The following is a 22,717-nucleotide window of genomic DNA, read 5'->3' as shown; positions in this document are numbered from 1 at the left end:
CAAAATTTTGAGGATTGGAATTATGTCTACAAACTGGACAGTTAGTTTTTCCCAACAGGAGCTTGATGAAATGACGGTTGATCTGGAGAGTCTTCAGAATTATCTCAACCAGTTTTTTGCAGCAAGGGAACGGGGAGAAGTATCACCCCATATCATTAATGCTATTCTCCAAATCGCTAACCGCTTGATTGACCTGTATGACGATTGAGCCACTATGCCCTAATTTTTTACGTAAGAATATCCTGCCACTAGGTAGTGTAACGACTTGAAAGACGGGTTGCTTTAAGTTTCCACGGTTGCCCAATGACAGTGACTCCAAAGTGTAGGGTTCCAGCTCTAAACTGATGATTCAATCCATCGATCGCGCTCATCAGCTTGCTCGTTCGCAATTTATGGATGGAACAGATGGGTTTGGGTTTGGTTTAGCAAGAAACAGGTTAAGCATCAGTCGCCCTGCACTCTTGAATTCATAATCGGGTTAGTGCAATGCCTGAGCACAAAGTAAGGTGTAGTGGAGAAGTCTACCTTTGTGGTTGGTTGCAAAAGGCAGGGAAACGCCTCCAGGTTTGCTGTAGTGATCGTCTTTGAATCGATTGGTCATGAACAATTTGAGTCAGCATTGGACAGCTTTAATCGGGCTTATGCTTGTGCCCTAACAACGGTGATCTTGCCCACGAAAGGGGAGATACCCTGTTGCAACTAGAGCGGTATGAGAACGCGATTGCTTCATTCGGCATCTACTTGCGATACAACCCGGACAGTTCCCATGTGTTAACTGATCGCGGTTATGCCTTATGTCATCTGGGACGGTTTGAAGCGGCGCTGCAATGCCTGAATCAGGTTCGCAAGACCGAACGACGCGATCGCTCTAGTCTGACTCGATTTCACTACTACCAAATTGAGGCGCTGCGTCATTTAGGACAATTAGAAGCGGCGTTATGCTCCTCTCAAACTGCGATTGCGCGGTACACCGACGAACACTTTGCAGCCCAATGCGAAGCCATCCGGCAGCAAATTGCTGAAGTCGTGACCAATGCACATACTGACGATCAACCCGGTTAAACGTGATAGTAAGCCGAGATGCAATCAAGTCAGTTTTTGAACGGTGCGATCCGATTGGAATAGCACATCAGGCGTGTCTCTGCGATGTCCACCTCTGGCTTCTGGGATGAATGGATTCAGCCGCATTCCATAGTCTAACAACTCAACATCACCGAAAAAAAGGGGGTAGCTCTAAACAGAGTTGCTGAAGTGGTGGAGCAAGGATTGGCTCTGCCAGGTTGGAAATAGTGAGTCCTAGTAATCGAACTCTACGAGATCGATCCAAGTGTTCCTCCAACAGCGCGATCGCCCAATTGCAAATCATCTGCTGATCCTTGAACAGCACATCCATGGTTTGAGCACGAGTAATCTGCTGATAGTCAGCGTATTTAATCTTCAAAGTCAACGTGTAGCCATACCGCTGGTGTTTTTCCATGCGAGTTACCACTTCTGCTGCCAGCTTTTCCAAAGCAGCGACCATCGGTTCAATGGTCTCCAAGTCGGTGGCAAACGACTGCTCTGCCCCAATCGACTTGCGAACTCGGTTAGGGTTGACTGGGCGATCATCTACGCCTCTCGCGACTCGATAGTAATACCGACCTGCTTTGCCAAAGTGAGTCACCAAATCTGCCTCTGCCCATTGCTTCAAGTCTGCTCCCGTCTGAATTCCCAGGTTTTGCATCTTTTGTGCCGTAGCGGCACCCACTCCGTAGAACTTTTCAATGGGCAGGTTAGCCACAAAGGCTGCTGCCGTTTCGGGGGCAATCAGGTATAGCCCATCCGGTTTATCTAGCCCAGAGGCAACCTTTGCCAGAAACTTATTGATAGACACTCCGGCGGAGGCGGTCAGTCCGGTTTCTTGTTGAATGGTCCCTTTGATTTCTCGGGCGATCGCCATGGCGGAAGGAATTTCTGGCTGGTTATTCGTCGATCCAACCGCAGAACTCCATCGGCAACTGGGTCTTTATCCAGGTCTATCGCTTAAAGTGCCTCTGCTATCTCCAGGGCAAAACGCCTGGTTGAATCTGATGTTGATGTGTGCTGGGATCGGCAGTCCGGGCACCCTGGCAGAAGTGTTTCGCGGCTATAAGGGCGATCGCCAGGCTCCCCAACTCATTGCTGAGGATGAGGTGGTGAAAGCAACTCCTTTACCTGCCTTCAAAGGTTCATTCTTTAACCTGGCTGGGGGTAAGGGATTTCAGCGTCCGTTTGAACTGGCAACCCTGCGTTTGCGGAACATGGCAGAGGTGTTGGGACATGGGAAAACCTACGTGCCGGATGCAACTCATTTGACTCAGCGGGGTGCAACGTTTCTGTTTGATGGCGACGGTGATTTGCTTTATGAACATCGAGATCGAGGAATTCTCGGCTTTGCTCCCAGTATGAGCCAACCTCTATCTTTTTTGTTGGATGCTGGGGCGCTAACGGAGTAGAGCAACAAACCCGGCTTGTTCAAAATGGTGGTCATATGAAATCCGGCTAACTAGTTATCGATTTATCACTTCTCTGCAAGGGTTTTAACCCATCTTTGCAGTAAGTTATCAACCCGATTTCATATCATAGGCAAGCGCCTCCTGAATGCTTTGTTGGTGCATGATACAGAAGGAAGCATAATCGGTATGGCTCCAAGCTTGATCGGGTTGTTGGCTGTAAAGGTCAAGGGCAGCGTCGAAAAGGTTGCTAGTTTGTGGCACAACGGCGATCGCATCGTTTCCCCACTTGCCATAAATATTCCAGCATCAGACCATCCCATTGCACCGCCAACAGTGCCGCTAATCGACAAGCTGGTTCAAGGGGTTCATGCTGCCTATGAAGCTGACAAAATTAGTTTCCCAAATGAGTTGAACTCTGGCAAACCCTGGAAAATCAGTGTTGGTGAATGGGATGCTTTTGTGCGTGACAATGGCGACTGCCTGATTCGGGCACAGGTGGGAGACGAGTAAACAAACCATCTGCCGCTTCAACTTGCAAACAGGAGAAATTGCCATGCCATTGAAAGCAGAACAGGCAAGGGAGTTGGAACGGATGATGGAGCGATCACAAAAGCAATCTGCATCAGATAAGCAGGCAAACTTGAATCAAAAGACCTCAGCCATATCATCAATTCAGGTATTTTGGACGCAAGTTCAAAATAAGTCACAGAGCCAGATGGGAAAATAGAAATGCTCTACAAGTAGTAGTAGAAGCTAATTGCCTACTCTTCTGGTGCAAATATATCTCCGTAATCTCCATTTTGATGCACTCTCCAAGCTCTGAATCTCATTCTACCTCTGCCATTAAAGAGCTTCCATACGTTGCTAAATAGTACACCTGATAAACATCAACGCCCTTTTCCCAGATCCGCATAAATAAACGTCTCAACTCCCAGCGCAATCAGCAGCACAAGCTCTATCCAGGATAGAATCGTCACTCCAATCGGCGGCTTGGGAACTAGGAACCAAAATGCCCCCAGAGCAATCAACCCCGAAACAACAAACGTGATTTCATCCACAATCAACTGCTGAATCTTACGGCGCTTGCGGTGCTTGTCGTCCCGATGGGCAATCTCCCAGCCAAACAGGGTTTCTAGATCGTCGTAGCCCGTATGCTCCTTTACCTTGTCAACCAGTTTGTAGCGAATGTACTTGCCGATCGCCGAAATCTTCTCATCGTTGACCACATAAGTCCAACCCAGAATTAGGCAAACCCAGGGAACCACCAGCAAGGCATAGTAATTGGATGCATTGGAAACCGCAAACGAGATGATGGTGGCAAATAAGCCCAGTGTCACGTACAGCAGATTATCCCGGAAACCAATCCGCTGAGCCTGCTCAGACTTCAGCTTGTCATATTCCTTAAAGAAAATTTCAAGAATTTGATCCTTGTCACTCATGGCAATCCCCAGCTCCTCAAATGCTGCCTCTATTGTGGCTGATGGGGAGCCATCCCTCAGCAAACCAAAGAAATTCTCTAAACTATAGGCAATTTGAGTTGGACTAGCCAAAATAGTGGATATTTAGGTTACTTGAAGGATTAGCACATGCCTCGTGCAGTGATACTGACTGCTCTGCCCGTTGAATATCTCGCTGTCCACACCCATCTTACAAATCCCCAGGATGAAACGCATCCTCAGGGGACAGTCTACGAGCGGGGGCAGTTTGCTGCTGGATCACAAACTTGGGAAGTTGGACTTGTTGAGATTGGCGCAGGTAATCCTAGCGCGGCGTTAGAGGCGGAGAGGGCGATCGCCTACTTCGATCCCGATGTTATCCTCTTCGTTGGGGTAGCTGGAGGGATCAAAGATGTGGCACTGGGTGATGTCGTCGCCTCAACAAAAGTTTACGGATACGAGTCTGGCAAGGCAGGGGAAACATTCAGACCCAGACCGGAAGTGGGGTTAAGTGCCTACGGCTTAGAACAACGAGCCAGAGCCGAAGCTAAAAAAACGGATTGGTTACAGAGATTATCAGCACTACCTTCCTCTCCTCCCAAGGTTTATGTTGCCCCGATCGCAGCTGGTGAAAAGGTAGTTGCTTCAACCGAATCGGAGGTTTTTAAGTTTTTGCGATCAAACTATGGAGATGCGATCGCGGTTGAGATGGAAGGATTTGGGTTCCTTGATGCGGCTCGTGCCAATCAGCAGGTGTCTGCACTGGTCGTTCGAGGCATTTCAGACTTGATTTATAACAAAACTGAGGCAGACAACCAAGGCTATCAGGAGATTGCTGCACGTCATGCTAGTGCTTTCGCTTTTGAGGTATTAGCAAAGCTTAAGCCATCTGATAGAGGGCTTATCCACACCACCTCTAAGCAAACAAACTATCAAGTTTCGCTACAATCTGCCCAAAATGCGAGCGAAGTAGGAATGGTAACTGAAGGTTTGCTAGAGGAAAATCCTACTTTTTTTCTACCTGATAACCTACCTAACAAGTATGTGGAACGCATAGAGGCAATGGCTCTTTTAAAGCAAGAACTACTTAGTAAAAATAAATTAATAGGACTTATTGGTTCTATGGCTCTGCATGGTCAAGGAGGAATTGGAAAAACAGTATTAGCTCGTGCGATATGTGAAGATACTGACATTATTCAAGCTTTTCCTGATGGTATTCTTTGGGCAACACTTGGACAAGAATCCGAACCTATTATCCACCAACGTGCTTGGATAAAAAAACTTGGTGGAGATATTTCTGCTGCTTCAAGTCTTGAAAGCAGCAAAGTTGAACTAAGACGATTATTGAATGATAAAGCAATGCTTTTAGTATTGGATGACGTTTGGGATTTTAGGGATTTAAAGCTTTTTCAAGTAGAAGGTTCTAGATGTAAAACTCTCATTACAACAAGGGATGCAACACAAGTGGATGGGGCAGTTTTAGTCCCATTAACGCCAATGAGTATTATAGAGAGTCGTCATTTATTAACCTTGGCTAGTAATTACAAAGTGTTTGACCAAGATTTGCTAGACGTAATAGCTGAAAGACTAGGTTACTTACCACTAGCATTAAAGATTGTAGGCTCTATGTTAGCAAGTGGTATTTCTTGGCTCGACATTGTCTCAGCTTTAGATCAAGGTGACATGAACTATGTGTCTTATGGGCAAACCAGCCTCATGTCGGTTATCTCAGCTAGCGTCAACTATTTACCCTTAGATCAACAAGAACGCTATTTTGAACTAGTAGTATTTCCAGAAGATGAAGTACTGGATGAAGTCTCAGTAGGAAGGTTGTGGCAACAAACTGGTAGTCTTCAACCTCGTCATACTCGAAAATTATTAGCTGAATTCCGTGATAAAGGCTTACTACAAGTAGGCAATGTTTTACATGATCTTCAGTTTGACTATTTGCAATCAGCAGTAAGTTTGGAGAAGAAGCGCCAAATTCATTCTGTTCTAATAAAAACATATGGGCACTCTCCTAGCTGGACAAATTTGTTTACATCCAAAGAACCGTATGGCTGGAGGCGTTTAGCATATCACTTAGCGTTATCAGATAAACCTGATCAATTATTTTCGCTACTAACTAATTTTAATTATTTAGAAACAAAAATAAAATTATTAGGAACGGCAACCTTATTAGTAGATTTTGAACTAGGAGATTTGAACCCTCTAAATAGTATTGCGGATGCATTAAGGATGGGAGCGCATGTTCTAGATCGTGATCCGAGTCAACTATATAATCAACTATATGGAAGATTGGGAGATATAGGTTGCCTCCATAGTATTCCAATAAATTCTAGTGCCTTTTTGAGAATGGAATCACAGACTCTCACCCCTCCAGGAGGCACATCTTTAGAAAAATTATCTGGGCATGTTGGAGGAATAAAAGGTTGCGCTCTTAGCTTAGATAAGCGATACGTTCTTAGTGCTTCTATTGATAGCACATTGCGAGTATGGGATGTAAATACAGGAAAAACTATAAGGTCTCTTATTGGACATAAAGCAGTAGTTAACTGTTGTTCTTTTAGTTCTGATGGTAAATATATACTCAGTGCATCTTCTGATGGTACTTTGCGTGTGTGGAGAATGGATACCGGTCAGACAGTACAAGTTTTAGAAGGACATGGTGATGCAGTCAATAGCTGTACATTTAGTTCAGATGGACTATTTGCTTTAAGTGCATCTAGTGACTGTACTTTAAGACTTTGGGATATAAAAACTGGTAAAACTTTAGTAATTTTCAAGGGCCATGAAGATGTAGTTAGAGGGTGTACTCTAGACCCAGATTGTAGATTTGCATTTAGTGCTTCTGCAGATAAGACTGTTAGAGTTTGGGAAGTCACTAATGGAAGTGCCATTCATGTACTGAAGGGGCATATAGGAGAAGTGACTAGCGTGTCTTTCAATCCTAGTAGATCGCTTCTAGTGTCTGGGGGGTACTGTGGAAGCGTTAGAGTCTGGGATATAAGTACTGGAGAGGAGATTAGATGTTTTCAGACTCATACAAGTGGAGTCCTAAGCGTAGCATTTAATCAGGATGGAAGAACCATAGTATGTGCCTCTTGGGATCGTACACTCAAGTTATGGGATATTGAAGCTAAGAAGCTGTTACGTACATTTTTAGACCATAAAGCTGGAATTAACCACTGCGTAACTAGCTTTGATGGAGAATTAGCTCTCAGCGCATCTTGGGATAGTACATTACGATTATGGAGAATTAGCACTGGCGAAATTTTACAGAAATTTGAAGGCTATAGCGGTCGAGTAAGTGCTTGTGCATTTAATTCGAACGGTCATTTAGCTCTAAGTGCTTACGAGGATCACACAATCAATGTTTGGAGTGTGGGACAAAGAAAAGTTCTACATACTTTAAACGGACATACTGATTATGTACGAGGATGTTCATTTAGCCCGGATGGACAACAAATTCTTAGTACATCTGAAGATCACTCTTTACGCTTATGGGATGTCAATACAGGAAAGACGTTGAGAATTTTAGAGGGTCATACAGGTCCAGTACGAGATTGTGCTTTTACACCTGATGGTCAGTTTGCACTCAGTGCATCTTGGGATAGTACTTTAAGGCTTTGGAGTATTCATGATGGGAAGACTATCCGTGTATTTAAGGGGCATACTAATCGTGTTAGCGGCTTAGCTATTACAGAAAATGGTGAGTTTGTCTTGAGTGCTTCTGATGACAAAACTTTACGTTTGTGGCATACAAGCAGTGGAGAGACGCTATGTGAGCTAGTTGGTCATTCAGACTATGTTCGAAGCTGTGCATTGAGCGCTAATGGCAAAATTGCATTGAGTGCATCTATTGATGGCACAGTTCTCTTATGGGACATAGAAGCAAGAGAAATCCAGCATGTCTTAAAGAAGCATACTGCTTATGTACGTCATTGCACCTTGAACGAAACAGGAAAATTAGGAGTAAGTGTAGGAGACGACTGTACACTTTGGGTGTGGGATCTAGAGCATGGAAAGCCTATCACAGCATGGTATAGCGATGGAGCGCTTATGTGTTGTGCTTTTGATCGAAAGCAATCTCGAGTTTTGGTTGGAGATGGATTACGTAATCTGCACTTTTTGCGATTAGAAAACCTTTAGAGGTGTTTTCCCTTCAAGCATTGACCACTTTTTTGTAAAAATAACCGAGAAAAATCATGTCGATTAACGAGATTGTATTTTTTACAACTAATCCAGCAAAGATAAAAGAAGCAGAGCTAGTGTTTAATCCTCTAGGAATTAATGTTACTTCTCATTATTACGACTTTATTGAAATACAATCAACATCTCAAGAAGCGATACTACAGAGTAAGGTTGATCAAATCAAAGATTCAATTTCCCAACCATTTATCGTTGATGATAGTGGGCTTTATCTCAAAAGCTATAGCAATTTCCCAGGGGTAATGACTAAATTCATTTATGAAACTATAAGCAATGAAGGAGTTTTACGTCTTTTACCTTGTGAATTTGATAGAAGTGCTTATTTCAAAGCTTTAGTTTGCTTATCATATCAAGACAGAAGGTTTGTAGTAGAAGGTTTATCAACTGGCGCTATTTCTTCATCCATACGTGGAGAAATAAAAAAAGGTTTCTTGTTTGAATCGCTCTTTATCCCAGATGGTGAAGAATTAACTTTGGCAGAGATGGCATTAGATCATCGACAAATACATTCCTACAGGATTAAAGCCTTACGAAAAGTGGCTGAATATCTTCTTGCAAATTACTCCTAACCTCAAATCCGGTCATGCAATTATCGATTGTTCTATCGTAATTAAGAATTATTTAACTGAAAAGATCTACTTAAGAGGAAATGGGAGACATTGTGACTAAGGTTTACTTAAGTACAGCAATTCGCCATTGTCAAAATTCTTTCTCAATAGCTAAAGAATTGCAAATTTATAATTTTAATGTTCTTAATCCATGTGAAATAATTCCTGATTGTCCAAAAGAAAATATTCCAAGAACAGTAGCTTCTCTTTGCTACAGCATGATTGATTGTAGTTCGGCAATCATCTTATATGCAGATTACTTTGGAAAAGATTGTGCTGCTGAACTAGGTTATGCAATTGCAAAGCAAAAACCAATTTTTCCTTTTTTCCTCGTAGAGAAGCAGTCATTAGAAGACGATTGGATGATTTATCCATTTTTAGAAGAAGTATCTTTTGGATTACAAGATCTAGCAAATCGGCTTATGACGCGGCTTCCTAAATAGATATAGTATAAATTGTTGACAAAAGATCTCTTAAAGATAGATGAACCTTTCGTGTTACTACATGCATTCAGTGAGGTAAGCATATGGATATCAAGTACCCTAGATTAGCAGTTTGCCTTCTCGTTGAGTCTACAAACAGTGAAGGTATGAGAGTGATATTACTGCAAAAAAGGCTTAAAAAAAGAAATTACTTTGGTTTCTGGGAGCTTCCGCAGGGTGCCATCCAACAGGGAGAATCTATTTTAGACGCTGCTAGTCGAGAGTTGAAAGAGGAGACAGGTCTTAGTTTGCTAGAGGTCAAGCAAAACCATAACTATCATATTGATTTTCTCGTAAAGTCAAATGTTGAATCTTTAATACCAATAATATGTGTTGTTGACATAGAACATGGACTTGTTGGAATTGCTTTAAATGTTATAGCTTCAGGAAGCCTATGCGATACAGCAGAAGCTGCTGATCATCGTTGGGTAAATGAGAGAGAGGCTATAGAATTAATTCAGCAAAATTTAGTATTTCCTATAAATGCTGTAATGATTAAAAAAGTTTTTAGTGGTGAAAAGCTTGCAATTTGAAAAAAGATTATTGAATTACAAATGCCTATCTGTAAAGCTGATGTTCTAACGATTTCCAGTTAATTTATTATTATCTTTAGCTTCTTTGACTAAATCGGCATAAGATTTTCCTTCTAACTGATCAGTTTCTCCACATGAAAATCCTAAGTCATTGCAATACTTCAACAGCGCTTCTTTAGAAGCAGCTTCCACTTCGAGAAAGAAACCTAGTCCCACTACACAATCAAGCACTATTTCAGCATTTAATAGCTTGTATACTTCTCGAGTTTTTTTAACTTCCACATCTATTTCAAAACCCAAATTGAAATAAACGTTCTTCATGTCTTCACCATCGCTGACTTCAACCTCAATTTCTATCCATTCGTAGCTATCTAACTTACGATGTAAAGCAGTATAAAATTTACCATCCATTTGTCGAACTCTTAAATAAAAGTCCTGTCTCAGATTTTGGTTTTCACAGTTAATAAAATAAATGTCCTTCTGTTCTTTGGTGCTGATAAATTTAGCACCCAAGTCTAAAATACGACTTCTAATGTTATCGACATCATCAATCTTGAATTTAGCTTCGATCTCTTTATTCATAAAGGTTAAATTGCTTTAAGTTAGTTTAACTTCATTGAGCTTAGTGGCGATCAGTTTATTATGTTTAAGCAAAACACTCGAATTAAATATGTAATTATGATTTTACCTTTCAAAACCAATCTAGGAGGTAGCAAAAAGAAGTTGACAAACTTGTTGCATAATATCAGAAATAATAACCGCAGCACGCTCTATCTCTTCATAAGTTGTAAATTTTCCAATACCAATACGCACTGCCCCATCAATTATGTCTTTAGATAAATTGAGAGCTTGCAAGACATGGGATGGAGCCTCAACCCCAGATGAACAGGCTGAACCAGTTGAGATAGCCAGTTGATGGCGAACCCTAGCAATAATGGCACTATTAGGAATACCAGGAACTGAAATGTGTAAATTGCCTGCTAGACGATACTCTACATCTCCATTGATTACCAAGCCAGGAATTTTTTCCAGAAGTAAATTTTGAAGCTTGTCACGTTTGGCAGCGATCGCCCGCTCATCCTCCTCCATCTCAAGCGATCGCAACCGACAAGCCTCTCCTAATCCCACAATGCCTGGAACGTTGAGGGTGCCTGATCGCATTCCTTTCTGATGTCCGCCTCCAAACAGCAAAGGTTCGAGATGATAGCCCCTACGAACGACTAAGGCTCCAACCCCTTTAGGTCCGTAGAGCTTATGGGCGGAAATAGCTAGATAAGTAATGCCCCACTCCTCAAACTGGACTGGAATTTTGCCCACTGCCTGAGAGCCATCACAGAGGAAAGGAATGCCATATCGCTGAGCAATCTGCCCGATCTTTTGGATCGGGTAGATATTGCCAATCTCATTGTTGGCAGCCATGACGCAGAGAAGGGACAGCCCCTCCATACAGACCTGCTCTAAATGCTCAAGGTCGAGTCTGCCTTTGGAATCGACTTGAAGGTAGATCAGTTCTGCCCAACCTCGCTTTTCAAGTGCTTGGCAGGTGTCAAGAACAGCTTTGTGTTCAAGCGGTAACAGCGCGATTCTGCGCGGCTTTTCAGGGTTGGAGGGAAGACTGCCTTGAATTGCCAGATTGATGCTTTCAGTCGCGCCAGAAGTCCAAATGATTTCTCTCGATGAGGCTCCAATCAAAGCAGCGAAGTGTTTAGCAGCCTGTTTGACCGCATCTTCAGCGCGATCGCCCCACTCGTGATCTGTGCTGCTGGCATTCCCAAACTCCTCTGTCATGTAATGCAACATCAGGTTAGCGACTCGTGGATCTGTGGGCGTAGTCGCGTGATAATCCAAGTACATAGATTTTGAATTGAAGGAGCCAGCCATCGCTTAAACACTGTAAATTCGTCTACAAGCTAATACATTAACTGAACTTTACTTCTTCTAACTTTTGAAGAAATTCAGTAGTAGATTTAGGTCTACGCGATGGATTATGTTGAAGAGTGTCTAAGAGAAGCTGACCTAGAGATGGTGGGCTTAACGACTTGCCCTCTAGATCTAACCAATCGTTCATTGTTAGGACACCGATTGGTGGTCGTCGTGTTACAACGAACCAGAATACTGAAGCAAGTTGAAAGAGATCAGAACAACAATTAATCACATCTCCAAGTCCCATTGCTTTTGAAACAGCTTCGGGCGACATCCAATATCTTGGTCCTACAGCTTCTTCGGCTCTAGTAAGTTGTTGTTCTTCAGTGTTCTCTATTAGTGCACACAATCCAAAGTCAGAAATCTGCCATACATCGGCACTGATTAGTATATTGTCTGGCTTAATGTCACGATGCATAGCAACAGCATGAAGCTTTTCAAGTGCTTTAGTAAGACCAATAAACTGTCCGTAATAATCCTCAAATCGTAAGGAGGAAGAACTCTTCGTAAGAAACTCTCTTAAGTTTGAGTCAGCTTTACGCATAATTATGAAAGAAGCATCAAATTGTCTTGAACAATTTGTATTTCTAGAGCGTGCTTCACGACTCGAGTTATAAGTGATTGACATTTTACCATGAGTTATGTAAGTAACAATATGCTCATGGCTCAAACGACCAATTATTTGGATCTCTCTTTCAAATCTCTCAGCTCTAGGAGTCTTTAAGTTAAGAAGAACTTTTAGTGCAAATGTTTCGCCAGTAGCAGCATTCTCACACTCAAATACAGAGCCATTTCCCCCTCTACCTAACATCTCCAAAATTCTATATCTAGAATTGTCAATACCTATAACTTCGTCAGGCAAGATATACGTCTGTCTATTAAACGGAATGCTAGTCATAGATTGATCTCCAACTGAGCTACTCCAATATTTGACTGTTGAGATAATGGATCTATGATCAGCCAACTGCTGTAATCCAATTCTTCTAAAGCCTCCCTTTTGATAAACCCAGCATTGTTCATTTGAAAAACGTTACTTTCCCTATGCCATGCTAAAACAGAGTTTTCTCTTGTTGGTTGAAACTCTATATCAGATAGTAAGCAAGTCTCAGTTCCTGAAGGACAGAAACCACTACCATTAATAGCTTCGTAGAGAATTTCAGAGAAAAAATACGCAGTGTCTCCTGATGTTTCCCTTAAGTAAGTACCTTGAAGAATGCTTTCTAGCAAATTGATTCTCCAACGGCGACTTGATGCAGAATTAGCATCTGATACGCAACGAATTGCGTACTCCTTTAAAACATTTATATAAGATGAAGGTTCAATATGATAGTTCAGAAGAGATAGATCACTACGAAGATGTTGTAAGTCACGATCGACTAAATTTCCACCTCTGTGACGAAGATTGCGAATAGCTCCAAATAGTGAATAAAAATCAGCTTTTTGACGGAATCTAGTGGCACTAAGAGTCTCTAACGCGTCGGCACTAAATATAAGTTGACAATCATTAAGTATCTCTTTGAAGCAATTTATAGTTTCATCACGTTGAGGCTCTGCCCATTCCATATGATCTTCATAAACTGAATCTAATTGCTCCTTCTTATCCAATGGAGTTTCTCGAATTATTAGTGCAAGAAGTTCAGATACAAACTCAACATCAGCCATTCGACGGCGATTTGCAGGAGTAAATATTTTGAAATCATCAAAAGTATCTAGAAGGGCTAACTCTTCTGCCCTATTAAGAAAGTCTCCAGGAAAATCAGCCCGCCTTAATTCTTGTTTATTAAGTGCCTTCACATATTTATTGACGCGAGAGTACATCTGCCGCACTTCAGCATCTGTGACATTTGTAACTTCATACGTATCAATTTGATAATTGATAAATCTATCTCGATCTGCCTGTTCCAGATCTCTAAAATACTTGTTATAGAGGTGTTCTTCGCACGGAGGTGCTTTGAGTGCAAACTCATTGTTCATAAAACCAAGAATTGCTCTAAGCCTTTGCTGACCGTCAATTACTGCGCGGAACGTAGCTTCTCCTCGAATATCCCTAAGCAAATAGAATTTCGGCATTGGTATATTTTTGAGAATTGAATCGATAAGCATTATTTTTGCTGCTTCAGCCCATACTTCCTGCCGTTGAAAATCGGGTCGTAACTCAAGGCGATGAGAATTGGTGAAATCACGAATATCACCAATAGACAGTTGTGTGCTAGTCCAAAGAACCATGGTATTTGCCCTCACATAAGCAGTAGTAATCAGAATTGATTTAGTAGTTTTTATTTGAAATTAGCTTTAATTGACTCTACTAGTAAAGGAAAATCCTCATCCTGCAAAAATGGAACTTGCGTGTATATGATGCCTGACTCATTAGTTAGCCTTGCTGCTAGATGTCCCTTTCCCAATAAGTTCTCAGCCCCTTTCTGACCAAGAGAGATTTCTGAGGTGCCAACGCTTTCGACTCTGAGGATCAGGCGATTGCCTAAATTATCCCTAAGCTGTACTGGAAGGACGTTGGCATCAGGACGCTGTGCTGCAAAGATAAGGTAAATACCCGCTGCTCTTGCCTTCACACCTAAGCGCTGCACGGCAGAGGAGACAGCCGCTTTGTATTCATCGATTAGCATCCATTCAGCAAACTCATCGTGCACTAGCCATAGTACTGGAAGCCTGTCCTGCTCAGGCACCTTACAGTTGTAGTCCTGCAAAGACTTGGCTTTCTGAGGCAGAAACTTCCGGTATCGGTTGTCCATCTCCTCAACGAGAAACTCCAAAACCTCGATCGCGCGATCTTGATCAATAATGATGCCTTCTTTGAGATGGGGTAGGTCACTGATGTTGGCGTAATCAACGCCCATTTTGGGATCGATTAAATAGATGCTTGCCAGCTTGGGAGAGTTAGTAGCACAAATATCGAGAAGGAGGTTTTGCAGTAGAACGGACTTACCGCTACCTGTCGCTCCAGCAATCAGCGTGTGAGGAGCATGCTGTTCTAAATTCTCGAAACTGCTGCCTAGATTGAGATAAAGCAGTTCACCATCGATTTCTTTGACCCCGACAACGAAACTAAGGTTAACGCCAGAAGGCGATCGATTGATTTTACGTTTTGCCCATACTTCACGTAGGGAAATCGTTTGGCGCTGAGGGCGGGCAACTGAGACAACGATTTCACCAGGCTGCCCATAAAGGCTGATTACGTTTAAGGAATGAGTAGTCAGGAGTTGCGATCGTTTTTTCTCAATATCGTCTAGCTTCAGTTTATCAGAGCCTTTGAATCGGACAATTGCCGCGTTCGGAGTTAAGCGCATACCCTCAACCTTAGCTTGAAGGTTGTATCCCAGTAATGCTGTCCGCAGTTTTCCAGCCGCTTCTTCTAACCATTTTTCTGCCGCTGCATCACCCTGACTGTTCTGCGCTTGCCCTTGCTGCCACCATGAGACAAGCGCTGGACTTGCCCAAGTATCAAGATCCTCGACGGTTGGTGCAACCGAAGACACAACACTTTCAGGTGCAATTGGCTCAGCTAGCTGATCAGGAATGGTTAGTTGTAATGGGCGATCGGGGCGTTCTAGCTGATCTTCTGGCATCGGGGTTGCTGGAAGGACAGTTTTTGCCTCTACTTTCCCGATCTCTAGCACCCATGTGACTCGATCCGCAGGCTGCAAGGCTTGAGTTTCAAGCCAAGGCTTGTCATCGCCGATTTGCTCACGCATTGGAAGCAGCGATTGTCCCGATTCATAAGCCTTGACAAGGTTACGTACCGATTCTCGATCAAAAACTTCTTGGAAGCAGCGCTCAACTTTAGGAATGGGCGATCGCTCCCCTTCCATCTCGCTGTCATTACTGCCCGTCACAAAGACATGGGAATAGCCAGACAAATCAATGCGAAGTTTGCCTGAGCGAATTTGCTCCCGCCATTGCTCGATATTCAGCTTGTTGTCAGCACTGAATTCAATGCCATCGAGTAAAAGATCGCTAAGACGAGAAAGCCAGAGGTCACGGTCAAGACGACCCGGACTAATAAAGAGGGCATCGGCAATACGGTCAACTGTTTGCCGGAGTTGATTTTGAGAGGTCTTGCGCGCATCAGCTAATCCAGCGAGATCAACGTACTTCGCCTCTGAAACGATGACCTTGAGGATAGGTTCATCGTTAACATATTGCGGTGAAATTGCCATGATGTCGGCAATCTGACCTTCCTTCTGTCCTAGCCACGAAGCATAGTCATCAAGAAAGTACCAGCCAATAGGTTTTTTTGCCCCCATTTCTGACGTAATCAGCGCCTTGCTGAGGACAACGCCCATCAGTTCGCTGGCAAATCTGCCGCATTTAGCGGCTCGCAGGACGATATCCCCAGAAACCGCATTAGCGTCGTTGATTAAGCGTTCTACAAGTTTGTTGATGCGCTCGTTCTGATCCTCCAGTCCCAGATTAAGAGCTTCTAAGCGCTTTCTCACCAGGACTTTAAGCACATTCAACGACGCATCAGAAGACACTAAGAAATTACGTTCGTCAGTACGGTTCTGCTGGTAGCGAATGACTTTCACACCCTGGTTAACAAGTTGCCGCCGCTCCAGCAAATCATCGTAATTAACCACCCACTCTCCTAGTCGATGGCTCTCATCAAACGTCGTTCTCGTGGTTTCGTCTTGAAAGGAGATTTGACGAGCAGGTAGGAAGTGTTGGTCGGAAGCGCAATCTTCGCCTGTAGCAAGGCTGTAAACCATGTCAAGGTGGGCTTGTCCGACTGTAGGCTGCATTGGGCAGGTGAGGTAAACCGTAGATTTAAGTTCATCTTTCGCAGACGGGCGTTTACGTGCCCAACGCGCAGGTGAATGGGTCAAAATGTCAGGCGTGGCGTTGCCGAAAGGAGATGGTTGCCAGACCACTTTTGCTTGCCGCGAGATGGCATCTTGCAAAAAGACAATATCGGCAAATTTTCCTTCTCTGGGGTTTGTGGCAGGGATATCGTTGGACATCACTGAAAGCCGCAGTCTCGCCATAAAGTCTTGAGAGACTTCACTGGCAATAAAGGCATCTGGATCAGCATCGGAACTTTCCAACATCTGCTCATACAGTTGGGCGAGTTTTTGCCCATTTCTGTGGCGCAAAATAACCTGACAGCGCACTTCTTCCCGATCATCTTGCAGTTCTTCGCTCAACTTGGTAACGATCGCCTGGGGAAGTGTGATCGAGTCGGTTTGATAGAGCACCACGCTCAGATTGGTCTTTTCGTGTGGCAACAATTCCACATAGCGGCGAATGATCCCCAGCAGACGATCAGCCGCTTCGGCAGGGTTTTCGTTAGTTGTGCGATCGCTTTCATCCCGCACTGGACGTTCCATCAGACTGTAGTCGTTGACAGTATCCGATACGGATAAAAGTTCGGGTTGCTGTCCCTGATAGCCAACGCAAACTTCGGGATAGTAAGGATGGTCGAGTTCGTTGCGTAAATCTGCAAAGAATAAGCGAGAATCCCCGAAATTTACTTCTGGAGTGGCAATGATGTACCGCAGCAAGCCTGCCAATTGACGGGCTTTGACTGCCAGAGATGCTAACCGGAGTGGATGCCAAGGAGCAATGATCGCAGCCGGATTGCCACGCTCAACTCGGATACATCCCAGGCGCAAGAGGGGCTGATAGAACTTGATGCGATTAAGGTCGCCTTTGACGTGAGTTAAGACGGTCTTGAGTAAGGTCTCGTAGGCTTCGCACTGATACAAAAGTTCCGGATCAGCGATGCCCTGTTCTGCCACACTGGTAAAGCTAGTGATTGCGGCTTTGTAGCGCTCTGTGAAAGTTTTCCAAGCAGTCGTGATCGCTTCAGCCGCTTCTTTTGAGAGGCGACCCTCTGTAACAGCTTGTTTGAGTTCTGTGGGGAAAGTTTTATCGAGGTCGCTTTTGCGATCGTACTTACTCACAAGGGAACCCCGATCTTGGCGGTATGCTGCCATCAAAGTGCCAACATCAGATAGGGCAATGCCCTGTAATCGCCCTTTTTTACTGACTAACTCCCGCGACACTTGAGAAAGTTGGAAGGGGGAATCTTTAAGCAGACGTGCAAAGTCGCTACCCAACTCCATACCAATGGCATTCGCATTACAGCGCCAAACCAGTTGAGTCTTTGCGATCAAAGCCTGAGCGTTATCCCGCATCTCCACGTAGAATCTGATTTCGGTCGCAGCTTTTGCTGTAGAAGTATTCTCGCGATATTTTGCTTTCTGCTTTTTCTGAGCCTCTTCCAGTAACGTTTCGTACTTAAACAGCCAATGCGTTTCCCATTCAATGTGAGGAGCTGTCAGTTGTTCAATGCCTCGGTAGCGAGTACAGAAATATCGACCGACATCAGCATTTATCTCTAGCCATTTGCTTTTGGCGGGACCCTTCTGCGTCGAAATTTTGAGCGACTTAACACTAGCGACAGTCTCCGCCTGATCGAAAAGCCGCTCGAAGGCTTGCAGCAAGCCAATCAGAAAATCTGTGCATTCAACGGGCTGCCCATAGACGAATTTATCCCACTTGGCTTTGAGTTTACGATCAACTTCAAGTTCGTGGCGGTGGGTATCGTAAAATTCTCGGTCTTCGTCTAGCGCCTCGCTCTTTTTGCGTTTTTTCAAGGCATTAATGTACTGAGACTCCGATTCGGTTAGAGTATCTGGGTACTCATCATTAAAAAAATCCAGGGTAAGGGAAGCAATATCTGTTTTTTGTGCCTGCAAACCAGAAAACAGGGTATTGATGTTATCGGACTCCCATTCAAACTGAGCAAGCACTTCAGTTTGAGGAGTCCAGCCTGCGGCACTAGCAATAAAAGAATGAATGGTGGGATGGGCGACAGCAGGGATACCTTCTTTCACCTTATCGAAAGCAGTCTGTAAATCCTGCTCATCGATTGGTTTACGGCTAGGTGTTTGCTTTAGCAGGAGGCAAGCACGCTTAGTAAAGGCTTGCTGAAAGAGCTTTTCCCAGCGTTGAGTCTGCCCCCATTGGGTTTCAGGGATGGCGCGAAAGTAGCCAGAGTCACGGGGAAGCCTCAAAGCAGGCAGTGCCCATCCGAGAGCATCGACGACCGGAAGGCTTTCTTCACGAATACGTGATCGCGTTTGGACAATGTATTCAGCAAAGTTTTCTAAGCTGGGTGTCCCAACTTTCTGCAAACCATTCAGGGCTTTGCGCCAGTAGTCAATCTGCTCAGTCGGAATTGCCAGGTCTTTTGCAGCCAGGTTAATCCAGCACTCAATCTGCCCCTTCAGTTCCTGAGCACCAACCGAGGTAATGTCATTAAGAGACTGAGCTTGGTCATCGCTGATGTTAGCAAGCAGAAGTGCAGGGCGATCGCAAGCTGAGTGTCGTAAGTGAACGGTACGTTCATCCGTAAGAATTTCGTCGGGCAGGTTATAGCTGCCCACCAAAGCGCGGGGCACTTGAATTTTGATTAGAGGGGAAAGTTCGGAGTCTTGGAGAATAGTCTGGCAGATGGCTGCAACCTGTTGAGCTGTAAGGCGATTGAGCAGAAAGCGGGCGACACCCTCACTGGCTTCATCAGTTTGAATTGAGCGCTTCAGGAAGTCAGCCGCAACCTGACCAATCAGTTCGATGGTCTTCATTATTTCACCTCTGCCGCAAAGGGATTTTGGACGTAAGCACAAGCATCAGAGAGGCGTTTGAGCAGTCCAATACTGGCAAGGCGACGTTCAAGCCGCTCCGCATTCGCTACAAAGTCTTCGCGATCAGCATCACCGGAATTGATCAAGTCTTCAGCCTGACGATCGCCAATGATAAAGCCATATTTTTGGTGCAGTTTTGCCAAAAACTCTTGAAACTCCATCCGTGTTGACACAGAGGCAAGCACTAGCGTTTTAAGCAGTGAATCAGTAGGTGCATAGCGAGTGCGACGACTGCCTCGACTAGAAGATAAGCCAATTTCGCGTGACCAGCTTCCGTGAAACTTACCAAGGTGCTGCTGGTGTCTCTTTACCGCCTCTTTGTGCAGAGAATCTAGGAGTGCTTCTGGGGAACCTGAGCCGTCCGATTCTCCATCTTTGGCAGACCAGGCGAAACGTTCTTGCAGCAAATCAATAGCATCCTCCACGGGATTGTAAGAGTTGAGACAAGCTTGCCATGCTGGTAAATCAACGGTACTGCGAATGTAATGCTCGATCGCCCGCTGAGGGAGATTATTGTTCTGCTGATACTTGTCACAAGCCAACTCACGCACTGTAGTCTTCTTGGGCGCGACGATTTCCAACACAAAACTTGGCGATGTAGCTTCTCCCAAGGCTGCCTTCGCGCGATTCAGTAGATAAATAAGCAGATGCAGTCCGGTGATGGTGACGACATGAGGCAGGGCATCGTAGTCAGGCAAGTCACAGTCTAAAATACTAAGCCAGTCATCGGCTAAACTTTCGTAGTCAGGCAGGTGTTCATAAGGGAGATACGGCGGGCTACCGCTTGTTCTAGGTACATCCCGTTCGCTTGGAGGCTGAAGAGCAAGAACTAACTGATTCCACTTTGAGCCTCGATGATTGCTGGACTGGGTGCGGCTAACAATCCCTGTACTTTCCAGGCAAGAAAGGATGGCTTCACCTCTACCACTGCGGCAAAGCATGAGATAGAGAAGTTCACCCGTTCTTCCGAAGAAGCGACGATCGTTGGTGACTTTATCACCAGTCACCCGTAAGTCTTCGTAAAGGCAATCGGGACCGTAGGGAAAAACAAACTTTGAACTCCAACGCTTGTTACTGTCGCCTTCAATAGCGCTAGATTGTAAGAATTTGACAATCTCCGCGAAATCTTTGAAGCATTCAAATCTAGATTTGAGATAGCTGAAGTCTGGTGAGGTTAAACCACCCACATTACTGGCGATCGCATCCATCCACATCTGCCACCGCTCGTTATCATCCAGATACTCTGTCGCAACCGCTTCAATGTGAGGGTTATTAAACAGAATGTTACGAAGGTAGAGGCGCGGATAGATTTCATACTTAAGAGCGTTCATCTGACTTTCTACAAACGCTCGACCGTTGCCTGCTTCTGACTGGGTGATGCAGAGCATCTCCAAAATACAAAGCCACGGAGTTTGCTCATCATATAGGCGATGTCCCCAAATGGATTCGTCAACCCACATGTTGAGTTGAGATTGTTCGACCTGTGGAGGGCGTGGGAGAATTTCAATCATCAGAAGTAGACCTCAAGAGTACGTTCACTCGCAATGCCAGCACTATTAACTTCTAGAAGCCGAATATTCATGACTGCTTCTGCATCCTCGTTTTCGCCCTCTAACGATTGGCGAATCGCAAGCTGCTTGAATACTTGGGTTTTAAGCGCAAGAACATCCTCGTAGCACTCTTGTGAAAAGCTACTTGGAAGGACACCTTCGGCGACTCTGCTCAAGTATTCATACCGGGTCAGCGTCAAGTTAAAACGGATTGGTTCAACTTCTGAAGCAAGATGAACGACTAAGCTCGGTTTCTTGCTGCTCTCATTGATCTCCAGGGAAACGCTCTCACCACGCTTTCGGGCAACCGATATAGCCTCTTCATAAACACGGCTAATTCTTGCCTGAGAGTGGCTTCCTGAAGTTGCCAAGATCAGTTCATCCTGATTGCTAACCAACAAACCTGTGAATATACGATTCAGTCCTCTTACCAAACGTGAGGCAATTAGCTTAGGAATCTTCCTGCCCTCTTGTAGAACTCTATGAAGGTCGTTCAGGTATTCTCCAGCGTAGTGAAAGACAGTAAGATCCCAAAGCTTCATGTCTGCTGTGCGATCGTTGGGAATGGTAAAAAACAATCGCTGCCGTTGAGCTTGCAGAACGCCTAAGAATTCTTCCCGTCCTTTGGCTGCATCGCCCTCCAAATAAGAGCGCTGCTGGGCTTGATACTTAAGGTCGGCTCCATAGAAAGAGTCAGCTAGCACTAAATCTGTGTAAAGTGGCTGAAGCTCTGGATCATCTGCTCCAAAAATTAGGATGTTATCAATCTGATTGCTCGTTTCTGCACCAATGCCGAAGCCTCGCAATACTTTGAAAACCTCAGTCGATTCACGGCGACGCTCAGGTAAGTTTTCACCAAAAATATTACGATAGAGGCTAGCAAGCGAAGTGGTTCCAGCAGAAATAATGGTTGGAATTTGCCGACAGTTCAATAGCCGATCTTTTGCCTCTGGATGACCCAGAAGAGTGTTGGTAACCAACAAAAGCAACTGGCGAACCGGGAGGTGCATCTGGTTTAACTCACAAAGTTCGAGAAGATCAGTTAGCCGTTCTCGCGTGGTTCGGTTAGCTTCTGTCCCTTCTAGCCGCTGTTTGTTTTGCCAAATTGGGCAACCCTGATTCTGATAAGCACACTGGTTGCAGTCTCCCCAGCCGGGATGATTTAAGATCGCATCCAGAATGCGGGGAAATAGGACAGCAGCACTCTGGCGGCTAAGGTTGTAGAGTTTTACCTGGAAGCCATCCAATTCGCGCAAATCCCCAACAAGAAGATCTTCAATGGCTTGCCGCACTGGTTCAAGTTCAACCTTCGTTTGAGCCGCTTCCGCCAATGCCTCGACCAATTGACCGTCGTTGGCAGCAATCAGATAGACTGTGGAAGTGTCTTCTCCTGTAATGGCATCTGCAATTTGAGGTAAGAGAGATCGCTTCTCTTCTAAAGTTAGTTCACTCAGATCTTTAATGACGATTAGTTGGCGACCTTCCAATGTCAACTGATGAATCTTATTATCTTGCTGCCAGTCATCTACAGAACCGCCAAATGCTTCCCAAATTTGCCGACAGTAGTAGGTTTTGCCATCGCCTGCGGTTCCAGTCAAGATAATAGACTTGGGCAAAGGTGACCGAAAGTTGTCAAGCAGTTCGCTCAAAAACTCGGTTTCAAAAGAGATCGGTTGGAGCTTCTTCCGCCGCAGTGTCCGCTGAATCACCTCGTCATACATATTGTCATTGCGAGGAATCGGTCCGTACTGGCGAAGAAAGTCGATCCACTTTGAGGTTCCGCAAAAAATCTGAGTAGCTACTGGTGATGTCATAAAGGTTATCAGATTATTTCT

The 22,717-nt window shown here is 44.5% G+C and carries 19 protein-coding genes; 9 read left to right on the top strand and 10 right to left on the bottom strand.

Translation table 11 applies throughout. The features are described 5' to 3' along the window. Nucleotides 1-22 precede the first annotated feature (22 nt). Nucleotides 23-208, top strand: a complete 186-nt coding sequence (locus AC1S5B_RS06485) for a hypothetical protein (protein ID WP_482034863.1) — start codon at nucleotides 23-25, stop codon at nucleotides 206-208. 40 nt (nucleotides 209-248) lie between these two features. Here AC1S5B_RS06485 and AC1S5B_RS06480 read toward each other — a convergent pair whose 3' ends face one another. Then, on the bottom strand, nucleotides 249-371 hold the full coding sequence (locus tag AC1S5B_RS06480) for a DUF4113 domain-containing protein (protein WP_482034862.1): 123 nt from the start codon (nucleotides 369-371) through the stop codon (nucleotides 249-251). Nucleotides 372-645: 274 nt separating this feature from the next. On the opposite strand from AC1S5B_RS06480, the gene AC1S5B_RS06475 reads away from it, so the two are divergent. Continuing rightward, nucleotides 646-1,062, top strand: coding sequence for a tetratricopeptide repeat protein (locus tag AC1S5B_RS06475; protein WP_482034861.1), 417 nt, complete (start codon nucleotides 646-648; stop codon nucleotides 1,060-1,062). 148 nt (nucleotides 1,063-1,210) lie between these two features. On the opposite strand, the gene AC1S5B_RS06470 is transcribed toward AC1S5B_RS06475, so the two are convergent. Then, complete coding sequence (locus AC1S5B_RS06470; protein ID WP_482034860.1) at nucleotides 1,211-1,939, bottom strand: DinB/UmuC family translesion DNA polymerase; 729 nt, start codon at nucleotides 1,937-1,939, stop codon at nucleotides 1,211-1,213. On the opposite strand from AC1S5B_RS06470, the gene AC1S5B_RS06465 reads away from it, so the two are divergent. The 3 genes from AC1S5B_RS06465 to AC1S5B_RS06455 all read left to right on the top strand — a co-directional run bounded on the left by AC1S5B_RS06465 (nucleotide 1,938) and on the right by AC1S5B_RS06455 (nucleotide 3,201). Continuing rightward, nucleotides 1,938-2,474: an AhpC/TSA family protein gene (locus AC1S5B_RS06465; protein ID WP_482034859.1), complete on the top strand. Its 537-nt coding sequence runs from the start codon at nucleotides 1,938-1,940 to the stop codon at nucleotides 2,472-2,474. The genes AC1S5B_RS06470 and AC1S5B_RS06465 overlap by 2 nt on opposite strands. 186 nt (nucleotides 2,475-2,660) lie before the next feature. Further along, nucleotides 2,661-2,984: a hypothetical protein gene (locus AC1S5B_RS06460; protein WP_482034858.1), complete on the top strand. Its 324-nt coding sequence runs from the start codon at nucleotides 2,661-2,663 to the stop codon at nucleotides 2,982-2,984. Nucleotides 2,985-3,027: 43 nt separating this feature from the next. Continuing rightward, a complete protein-coding gene (locus AC1S5B_RS06455; protein ID WP_482034857.1) occupies nucleotides 3,028-3,201 on the top strand; it encodes a hypothetical protein in 174 nt (57 codons plus the stop codon). Between the two features lie 160 nt (nucleotides 3,202-3,361). Here the strand turns inward: AC1S5B_RS06455 and AC1S5B_RS06450 are convergent, their stop codons facing one another. Then, the gene (locus AC1S5B_RS06450; RefSeq protein ID WP_482034856.1) at nucleotides 3,362-3,913 is read right to left on the bottom strand and encodes a hypothetical protein; all 552 of its coding nucleotides are present in this window, start codon (nucleotides 3,911-3,913) and stop codon (nucleotides 3,362-3,364) included. A gap of 147 nt (nucleotides 3,914-4,060) precedes the next feature. Here AC1S5B_RS06450 and AC1S5B_RS06445 point away from each other — a divergent pair, with 147 nt between their 5' ends. The 4 genes from AC1S5B_RS06445 (at nucleotide 4,061) to AC1S5B_RS06430 (ending at nucleotide 9,745) form a co-directional block, all read left to right on the top strand. After that, the gene (locus AC1S5B_RS06445) at nucleotides 4,061-8,062 is read left to right on the top strand and encodes a phosphorylase family protein (RefSeq protein ID WP_482034855.1); all 4,002 of its coding nucleotides are present in this window, start codon (nucleotides 4,061-4,063) and stop codon (nucleotides 8,060-8,062) included. A gap of 56 nt (nucleotides 8,063-8,118) precedes the next feature. Then, complete coding sequence (locus AC1S5B_RS06440; RefSeq protein ID WP_482034854.1) at nucleotides 8,119-8,691, top strand: non-canonical purine NTP pyrophosphatase; 573 nt, start codon at nucleotides 8,119-8,121, stop codon at nucleotides 8,689-8,691. An 80-nt stretch (nucleotides 8,692-8,771) separates the two neighbouring features. Beyond that, complete coding sequence (locus AC1S5B_RS06435) at nucleotides 8,772-9,173, top strand: hypothetical protein (RefSeq protein WP_482034853.1); 402 nt, start codon at nucleotides 8,772-8,774, stop codon at nucleotides 9,171-9,173. 83 nt (nucleotides 9,174-9,256) lie between these two features. Next, complete coding sequence (locus tag AC1S5B_RS06430; protein ID WP_482034852.1) at nucleotides 9,257-9,745, top strand: NUDIX domain-containing protein; 489 nt, start codon at nucleotides 9,257-9,259, stop codon at nucleotides 9,743-9,745. Nucleotides 9,746-9,790: 45 nt separating this feature from the next. Here the strand turns inward: AC1S5B_RS06430 and cyaB are convergent, their stop codons facing one another. The 7 genes from cyaB to AC1S5B_RS06395 all read right to left on the bottom strand — a co-directional run bounded on the left by cyaB (nucleotide 9,791) and on the right by AC1S5B_RS06395 (nucleotide 22,696). Next, entirely contained in the window at nucleotides 9,791-10,327 is a 537-nt protein-coding gene (gene cyaB, locus AC1S5B_RS06425; protein WP_482034851.1) for a class IV adenylate cyclase, read from the bottom strand. 120 nt (nucleotides 10,328-10,447) lie between these two features. Next, nucleotides 10,448-11,599 carry a cysteine desulfurase family protein gene (locus AC1S5B_RS06420; protein ID WP_482034850.1) on the bottom strand — a complete coding sequence of 384 codons (1,152 nt, stop codon included), beginning with the start codon at nucleotides 11,597-11,599 and terminating at the stop codon, nucleotides 10,448-10,450. Between the two features lie 64 nt (nucleotides 11,600-11,663). Then, nucleotides 11,664-12,566, bottom strand: coding sequence for a serine/threonine protein kinase (locus AC1S5B_RS06415; RefSeq protein WP_482034849.1), 903 nt, complete (start codon nucleotides 12,564-12,566; stop codon nucleotides 11,664-11,666). Further along, a complete protein-coding gene (locus tag AC1S5B_RS06410) occupies nucleotides 12,563-13,894 on the bottom strand; it encodes a GmrSD restriction endonuclease domain-containing protein (RefSeq protein ID WP_482034848.1) in 1,332 nt (443 codons plus the stop codon). The genes AC1S5B_RS06415 and AC1S5B_RS06410 overlap by 4 nt, the downstream gene beginning before the upstream one ends. 50 nt (nucleotides 13,895-13,944) lie before the next feature. Then, complete coding sequence (locus AC1S5B_RS06405; RefSeq protein WP_482034847.1) at nucleotides 13,945-19,272, bottom strand: FtsK/SpoIIIE domain-containing protein; 5,328 nt, start codon at nucleotides 19,270-19,272, stop codon at nucleotides 13,945-13,947. Then, nucleotides 19,272-20,843 (bottom strand): methylation-associated defense system protein MAD7 family protein, encoded by a 1,572-nt coding sequence (locus tag AC1S5B_RS06400; RefSeq protein WP_482034846.1) that lies wholly within the window; start codon nucleotides 20,841-20,843, stop codon nucleotides 19,272-19,274. Before AC1S5B_RS06400 ends, AC1S5B_RS06405 begins: the two co-directional genes overlap by 1 nt. Then, nucleotides 20,843-22,696, bottom strand: coding sequence for a hypothetical protein (locus AC1S5B_RS06395; protein ID WP_482034845.1), 1,854 nt, complete (start codon nucleotides 22,694-22,696; stop codon nucleotides 20,843-20,845). Before AC1S5B_RS06395 ends, AC1S5B_RS06400 begins: the two co-directional genes overlap by 1 nt. Between the last annotated feature and the right edge of the window lie 21 nt (nucleotides 22,697-22,717).

The sequence above is a fragment of the Leptolyngbya sp. CALU 1928 genome (genome assembly GCF_056784215.1).
Note: the sequence above shows the minus strand (reverse complement) of the source record. Positions and strands in the feature narration are given on the sequence as shown.

Excerpts from the sequence above, each read along its gene's own strand:
- AC1S5B_RS06485 (WP_482034863.1), top strand. The coding sequence starts at position 23 with ATGTCTACAAACTGGACAGTTAGTTTTTCCCAACAGGAGCTTGATGAA.
- AC1S5B_RS06480 (WP_482034862.1), bottom strand. The coding sequence starts at position 371 with ATGAGCGCGATCGATGGATTGAATCATCAGTTTAGAGCTGGAACCCTA.
- AC1S5B_RS06465 (WP_482034859.1), top strand. The coding sequence starts at position 1,938 with ATGGCGGAAGGAATTTCTGGCTGGTTATTCGTCGATCCAACCGCAGAA.
- AC1S5B_RS06470 (WP_482034860.1), bottom strand. The coding sequence starts at position 1,939 with ATGGCGATCGCCCGAGAAATCAAAGGGACCATTCAACAAGAAACCGGA.
- AC1S5B_RS06460 (WP_482034858.1), top strand. The coding sequence starts at position 2,661 with ATGGCTCCAAGCTTGATCGGGTTGTTGGCTGTAAAGGTCAAGGGCAGC.
- AC1S5B_RS06455 (WP_482034857.1), top strand. The coding sequence starts at position 3,028 with ATGCCATTGAAAGCAGAACAGGCAAGGGAGTTGGAACGGATGATGGAG.
- AC1S5B_RS06450 (WP_482034856.1), bottom strand. The coding sequence starts at position 3,913 with ATGAGTGACAAGGATCAAATTCTTGAAATTTTCTTTAAGGAATATGAC.
- AC1S5B_RS06445 (WP_482034855.1), top strand. The coding sequence starts at position 4,061 with ATGCCTCGTGCAGTGATACTGACTGCTCTGCCCGTTGAATATCTCGCT.
- AC1S5B_RS06440 (WP_482034854.1), top strand. The coding sequence starts at position 8,119 with ATGTCGATTAACGAGATTGTATTTTTTACAACTAATCCAGCAAAGATA.
- AC1S5B_RS06435 (WP_482034853.1), top strand. The coding sequence starts at position 8,772 with ATGGGAGACATTGTGACTAAGGTTTACTTAAGTACAGCAATTCGCCAT.
- AC1S5B_RS06430 (WP_482034852.1), top strand. The coding sequence starts at position 9,257 with ATGGATATCAAGTACCCTAGATTAGCAGTTTGCCTTCTCGTTGAGTCT.
- cyaB (WP_482034851.1), bottom strand. The coding sequence starts at position 10,327 with ATGAATAAAGAGATCGAAGCTAAATTCAAGATTGATGATGTCGATAAC.
- AC1S5B_RS06420 (WP_482034850.1), bottom strand. The coding sequence starts at position 11,599 with ATGTACTTGGATTATCACGCGACTACGCCCACAGATCCACGAGTCGCT.
- AC1S5B_RS06415 (WP_482034849.1), bottom strand. The coding sequence starts at position 12,566 with ATGACTAGCATTCCGTTTAATAGACAGACGTATATCTTGCCTGACGAA.
- AC1S5B_RS06410 (WP_482034848.1), bottom strand. The coding sequence starts at position 13,894 with ATGGTTCTTTGGACTAGCACACAACTGTCTATTGGTGATATTCGTGAT.
- AC1S5B_RS06405 (WP_482034847.1), bottom strand. The coding sequence starts at position 19,272 with ATGAAGACCATCGAACTGATTGGTCAGGTTGCGGCTGACTTCCTGAAG.
- AC1S5B_RS06400 (WP_482034846.1), bottom strand. The coding sequence starts at position 20,843 with ATGATTGAAATTCTCCCACGCCCTCCACAGGTCGAACAATCTCAACTC.
- AC1S5B_RS06395 (WP_482034845.1), bottom strand. The coding sequence starts at position 22,696 with ATGACATCACCAGTAGCTACTCAGATTTTTTGCGGAACCTCAAAGTGG.